The sequence below is a fragment of the Paenimyroides ummariense genome, from assembly GCF_900115115.1.
Lineage (GTDB): Bacteria > Bacteroidota > Bacteroidia > Flavobacteriales > Flavobacteriaceae > Flavobacterium > Flavobacterium ummariense.
Genome location: NZ_FOVI01000053.1, coordinates 1 through 6106 on the forward strand (window position 1 = coordinate 1; position 6106 = coordinate 6106).

Below are 6106 nucleotides of genomic sequence, written 5' to 3' on the forward strand. Positions count from 1 at the left end.
CAGCGGTAGGAAATCGATAGAACGACCCATTGAATTCATACGTATTAAAATAGTTGCAATAATAGGTAAACCACTCTTTTTTTGGAAGATCATTTGGATAGAAGACTGATTTCCAAGAGGCTGTTGCGAAACTTGAACATCCCACAAAAAATTTTGTTGTACTCATACATATAATTTTTGACAAGTGGTACAAAAGAAACTCCTACGTTTTTTCTTACCTGTATATTCTTTTACCAACGGCTCGCCACATTGCGCACATTCTTTTTTAGTATGTACCAGCCATTGTTTTTTAAGTTGATACTCTTTCTTCCACTTTAAAAAATCGAAACTGTAAATTCTTGCCTGTTCAACGATTTCTTTTATTTTTTTAGAAGGAATTTTTCCAACGATTGAGTTTGGATTTACTCGTGTTCTAAACAAAACCTCGTTTTTAATGATGTTACCTACACCCGAAAAGATATCCTGATCTAACAATACATCGCATATCAATTCTTCTTTATGATCTGCTATTTTTTTAATTGCTTTAGACGGGTCCCATTCATCGCTCATAACATCAGCAGACCAATCGTAATGCAAATCCGCATCGCCTTCCAACACTTTTACCGCAGCCGCATAAAAATTAATGTGTCCGCTTTTAAAAACCAATCCCAAACGTATCGTTGCTGATTTTTCTTCATTCACAAGATAACTTCCAAAAAGCAGAAAATGAATACGCACCGTAAAATCATCAAAACAAAGAAGCAGGTGCTTACCCCATGATTTTACATCAGCAAGCACCTTTCCTTCAATTCTGTCCATATCAATTTTAGCATTACCGGTTGCTTCAACAACCTTTTTGCCAATAAAGACCGTCATTTCTTCTTTTGCGATAACAATACTTGGACCTTCGGGCATTTTAATTATATTTATTCAAATTAGAAATTAAGCCCAAGGATCTAAAACCACCTTTACGCAATCTTCTTTTTTGTTTTTGAAGATATCGTACGCATGTGCAACTTCAGTTAATGGCAGTCGGTGTGTAATGATATCGTCCAAAACAATTTTTCCTTCGATCACATACTGCAACAGCTTGTCGATATGTTTGTGAACAACCGCCTGACCGCCCCGTAAAGTGATTCCTTTATCGAAAAACTGACCAACAGGAAAATTATCATAATACGTAGGATACACGCCCAAAACGCTGACGATACCGCCTCTTCTCACTGCACTCATACAAGCTTCTAAAACCTTAATAGATCCTTTTTCGAAATTGATCAGTGCTTTCGCGCGATCCACTAAATTACGGTCGGGTTCAAAACCTACGGCTTCAATACAAACATCGGCTCCTCTACCCTGCGTTTTCTGTCTGATTTTTTCCACAACTTCATCGGCATCTGTCCATAAAATTGTTTCACAGTTGGCTGCGGCAACCGCCTTGTTTAACCGGTACTGCAAGGTATCAACAATAATGACCCTGCCTGCACTGCGTAACCATGCACTTTTAGCTGCCATGATACCCACCGGACCTGCACCAAAAATAACAACGGTTTCGCCGCCTTTAACTTCAGCCCAATCTACACCCGAATAACCGGTTGGGAAAATATCCGTTAAAAAAAGAACCTGCTCATCGGTCAATGAATCGGGTACTTTTCTTGGACCGACATCGGCGTACGGAACACGAACAAACTGTGCCTGACCGCCATCGTATCCACCATAAAGATCGGTATAACCAAACAATCCGCCGCCTTTCTGATCAAGCAGACCACCTTCGGGACCATAATGTTCATGGTTGCTGTTTTCGCAATGAACCGGAAGATCGCTGTTACAAAAATAACACGAACCGCAGGCAATTGGGAACGGAACCACCACACGGTCACCTTTCTTCAAATTCTTGACATCCTTACCCACTTCTTCTACAATTCCCATAAATTCATGACCTAAAATCATGGGTTTAGGTTGGGGAAATCCGCCGGAATAAATGTGAAGATCTGATCCGCAAATAGCGGTTGCCGTTACTTTCAATATAACATCGGTTGACTCTTTAATGCCCGGATCTTCGGTATTGTCACAGGTAATTTTACTCGGAGCGTGTATAACTGCTGCTTTCATACGCTACTTTTTTGGATTGTCTTTTCGTATTTCTTTTTGTTGATCAGTATTTTGATCAGGCACTTTATCGGCATCTTCTGGCAGTAAATTACTCCCTTCTTTTATTTGCGATCCGCCTGCACCAGAATTGGTCTGGTTGGCATCGTGCACATCTTTTCCCTTAATATCTGTTGGGCTTGTGTTTTTATTTTTGTCGTTTTCCGGAATTTCTTTTCTATCCTTGTTCATAGCTTAAAAATTTTGAGTTATTGTAATTTTTAATTCAAATTTTGATCCTTATTCAGTTAAAAATAATCGCAAATTAATGTGATAGACGCCGCATCGTTAGCTGGCAAGACCCAACTGTACCCAACTGAATTTTTAACATTTAATTGAAGAACTGCTATATGTAGCATAGTCCCTATTTACAATACAAAAAATAATATTTTTGTTAAAAACAAAACGTTATAATTAAAAATTAACTTTTAATACTATTATAATATCGTAAAAGCATAAAAAGGAGAATGACTTAAAATTTGGCATTTTATGCGGGTGTTGAATAAATACGCAATTTATAGAAACAGTTCCCGATGGTTTTTCCAACTTATCGTTACTTGGATATTTTTTTAATAGCTTTCAGCATATCAATTCCTTTACCTAAAGTGGGTTTAAACAAATCGCCTTTGTCCTTGATTCGATGCAATGCGTTGTAAATATTGAAATCGGTAGGCTGCAATCCTTTTTTAACCTCAGCCCATTCCAACGGCATAGAAACCGGCGCACCTGCTTTCGGACGCAAACTATAGACACTCGCCAAGGTTTGTCCGCGACGGTTTTGCAGATAATCGAGGTAGATTTTATCTTTATCGCGTTTTTGAAGACTGCGTTCTAATGTTGTTAACTCGGGGAATTTTTCCTGAACCAACTGCATTAAAAGATGTCCGAAATCTTTCACCTGTTCGTAAGAATATTTACCGTTCATGGGAATATAGATGTGAATTCCGGAACTACCCGATGTTTTAGGATATCCTTCGATACCCGCCAGATCCAACACTTCTTTAACAGCCTGTGCTGTTTCAATCACATCATCGAACGTATTTTTAGCTGACGGATCTAAATCTAATACCAAATAATCGGGCTTGTCTGCTTTCTGGATTTTGCTTGTCCACACATTTAGTTCGATACACCCCAAATTGTTCAAATACGCCAACGTTGCCTTATCATTACAAATAATATAATTGATGTATTTATCGGAACTTTCAGAGAAAACTTTCTGGGTTTCAATCCAATCGGGGGTTTCGTCTGAAGCATCTTTCTGAAAAAAACTCAACCCTTTAATTCCGTTTGGGTATCGATTCATAGATTGCGGGCGCGATTTAAGATGCGGAAGAATATACTGCGAAATGCTTTGGTAAAACGCAATTACCTCGCCTTTGGTAATATCATCGTCAGGAAAATAAACCTTATTTTGGTTGGTAAGTTTCAGTTCTTGTTTTCCTATTTTCTTTACCACATCATCTTTGCCTGTTCTTTTTTTAGATGCTGCTTTCATGCTTTCTTTTTTTGATTTTTGATTGGTAGTAAATGACACCTCATTTGGTTCAATATCTTCACGAAGCCTTAAAAATATGGGATGACGGTAGATGTGGTCTTTGGTAAGTTCGGTAAATTTAATTTCGGCAACCATTTCCGGTTTTACCCAGGTTGCTTTTGTATTGGTTTTGGGAGTAATCTTAAACACCGATTTTTCGGTTACCAAAGGCTGTAGTTTTTCGTATATTTCTGCAAGAGATTTATCGTTGAAACCGCCACCAGTGTGCCCGCAGAAAACCATATCGTTATTTAGATACTTACCAAGAATTAAGGCGCCGAATTTCTTTCTGGAACCTTTTGGTTCGGTAAAACCGCAAATAACCGCTTCATCACTTTTATGGATTTTTATTTTAAGCCATTCGGAACTGCGCACATTTTCCCTGTAAATACTATCGGTTTTTTTTGCGATTATTCCTTCCAAGCCCATATCATTTGCCGCCCGAAAAAAATCGTTGCCCTTTTCCAATACATGGTCGCTAAATTTTATGATCTCATTTTCAATTAAAGCATCTTTAAGCAATTCTTTACGTTGCAGGTACGACAAACCTTCGGTTGAATGACCGTTAAGCCACAGCAGATCGAAAACCTGATACGCCAAAACCAGCTTGGGATTATCTGCAATTTGCTGCAACCATTGGAAATTCGGTTTACCTTTATCATCATACGCAACAATTTCGCCATCGAGCACCATTTGATGTTCCTGAAGCTTTAGGGAATTGGCTACTTTTTTAAATTTCTTTGAAAAATCGATTCCGTTTCGGGAATACAGACGGATATCATCTTTACTTAAATCGGCAACTGCACGGTAACCGTCCCATTTAATTTCGAATGCCCATTCAGCGTCATCAAAAGGTTTTTCTGCCACTTTGCACAGCATGGGCTGGATAAATTCCGCAAGTTTTGCAGCACCCGAAAGTGCAGGTGCGTAATTTTTATAATGTTTTATTCCGCTGGTGGATTCCTTTTTTTTTTTTACTGCTCTTCTCTTTAAGATAAGCGGTTACTTTAGAATTTTTAGCTGTATGTTCTTCGGCATCGTACTCTTCGTCAACAGCATATTTATCTTTATGTTTAATGAGCAGCCAAGCGTTCTCATCTTTAGAATTTTTAATTTTTACCAAAGCAAATTCCCCTTTTAATTTTTTGCCGTGCAGCACGAATTTTAACGACTGTTTGTGCAGTTCGGCGCGCATTACCAGATCATCTGTCTTGCTTTTGACCTTCTCTATGGGTTCATAAGTTCCTTCGTCCCAAATTTCTACTTCGCCGGCACCGTAGTTTCCTTTTGGAATGCTGCCTTCGAAAGTTCTGTAGGAATACGGGTGATCTTCCACCATCATTGCCAGCCTTTTATCTGCGGGGTTTAATGACGGACCCTTGGGAACCGCCCAACTTTTTAGCACACCATCCATTTCCAGTCGAAAATCGTAATGAAGCCTTGTAGCAGCATGGCGTTGTATTACGAACTTTAATTTAGTTCCGCTGGCTTTTTCTTTTCCTTCCGGTTCGGATGTTTCCTTGAAATTCCGTTTTTTATTGTAATCTTCTAAAGGCATCTTTGTTCAATTTAGTTACTGTTCGTGCATCAAAACATATTTATCAAAACAATTAACCTGCTTTCTTTTTCTTTCCTTTTTCCAAACTTTCCTTCAGCATTGCCATAAGATCCGTTGCTTTGCCTTCGGGTTCTTTTACTTCGGATAATTTTACTTTTTTACCTTTTGCTTTTTGTTTAATAATTTTAAGCAAATCGGCATTGTAGGTATCCTTATAATCTTCGGGATTAAAGTCTGCCGAAAGCGATTTTATCAACTGTTCTGCCATCTTTAACTCGGCAGCTTTAGGAGCTTTTGCCGGAAGTTTTAAATCTTCGAAATCTCGTAATTCTTCGGGATAGCGCATACGGTTTACCATTAAAACCTTACCTTGGTACGGACGGATCAAACACAAAATTTCCCTTTCGCGTAACACAAAAGATCCTATGCCTGCCATTTTGGTTTTAATCAACGCTTTAAGCAGCAGAGTGTAAGCACCTTCGCCGTTCTTTTGAGGTTCCAGAAAATAAGGTGTTTCAAAGTATGCCGAATCGATATCTGCTTCCTTTACAAACTGCGTAATAAAAAGTATCTTAGATTTTTCGGGGCTTGCCGCTTCAAAATCCTGATCTTCCAGTACAATATATTTATCGTTTAGCTTGTATCCCTTAACGATATCTTCCCAAACCACTTCCTTGCCGGTATTTTCGTTTATACGTTTAAACCGTATGTTGCTTAAATCTTTACTGTCTAACATATCCAGATCCAGCGTACTGGAATCTGTAGCCGAATACAACTTGATGGGAATATTTACCAAACCAAAGCCTACGACTCCATTCCAAATTGCTCTCATAGTTTCTTTTTTAATTTATACCGCAATTTTCCTTCCAATGTGGTTTAAAATCAATACA

Annotated in this window: 7 protein-coding genes; all 7 read right to left on the bottom strand. The window is 38.5% G+C overall.

The window, feature by feature from the left end; all coding sequences use genetic code 11:
• Positions 1-166, bottom strand: a 166-nt coding sequence (locus tag BM253_RS16935) for a DUF72 domain-containing protein (RefSeq protein WP_143095707.1), incomplete at its 3' end; no start/stop codon positions are given.
• Positions 163-894 (bottom strand): DNA-formamidopyrimidine glycosylase family protein, encoded by a 732-nt coding sequence (locus BM253_RS16940; protein WP_091526665.1) that lies wholly within the window; start codon positions 892-894, stop codon positions 163-165. The genes BM253_RS16940 and BM253_RS16935, both read right to left, overlap by 4 nt.
• Before the next feature lie 27 nt (positions 895-921).
• The gene (locus BM253_RS16945; RefSeq protein WP_091526667.1) at positions 922-2088 is read right to left on the bottom strand and encodes a zinc-dependent alcohol dehydrogenase; all 1167 of its coding nucleotides are present in this window, start codon (positions 2086-2088) and stop codon (positions 922-924) included.
• 3 nt (positions 2089-2091) lie between these two features.
• Positions 2092-2316 carry a hypothetical protein gene (locus BM253_RS16950; protein WP_091526669.1) on the bottom strand — a complete coding sequence of 75 codons (225 nt, stop codon included), beginning with the start codon at positions 2314-2316 and terminating at the stop codon, positions 2092-2094.
• A gap of 361 nt (positions 2317-2677) precedes the next feature.
• Entirely contained in the window at positions 2678-4525 is a 1848-nt protein-coding gene (gene ligD / locus BM253_RS16955) for a DNA ligase D (RefSeq protein ID WP_245758530.1), read from the bottom strand.
• A 67-nt stretch (positions 4526-4592) separates the two neighbouring features.
• Positions 4593-5216 (bottom strand): DNA polymerase ligase N-terminal domain-containing protein, encoded by a 624-nt coding sequence (locus BM253_RS17455; RefSeq protein ID WP_091526674.1) that lies wholly within the window; start codon positions 5214-5216, stop codon positions 4593-4595.
• 52 nt (positions 5217-5268) lie between these two features.
• A complete protein-coding gene (gene ku, locus BM253_RS16965; RefSeq protein WP_091526676.1) occupies positions 5269-6048 on the bottom strand; it encodes a non-homologous end joining protein Ku in 780 nt (259 codons plus the stop codon).
• Between the last annotated feature and the right edge of the window lie 58 nt (positions 6049-6106).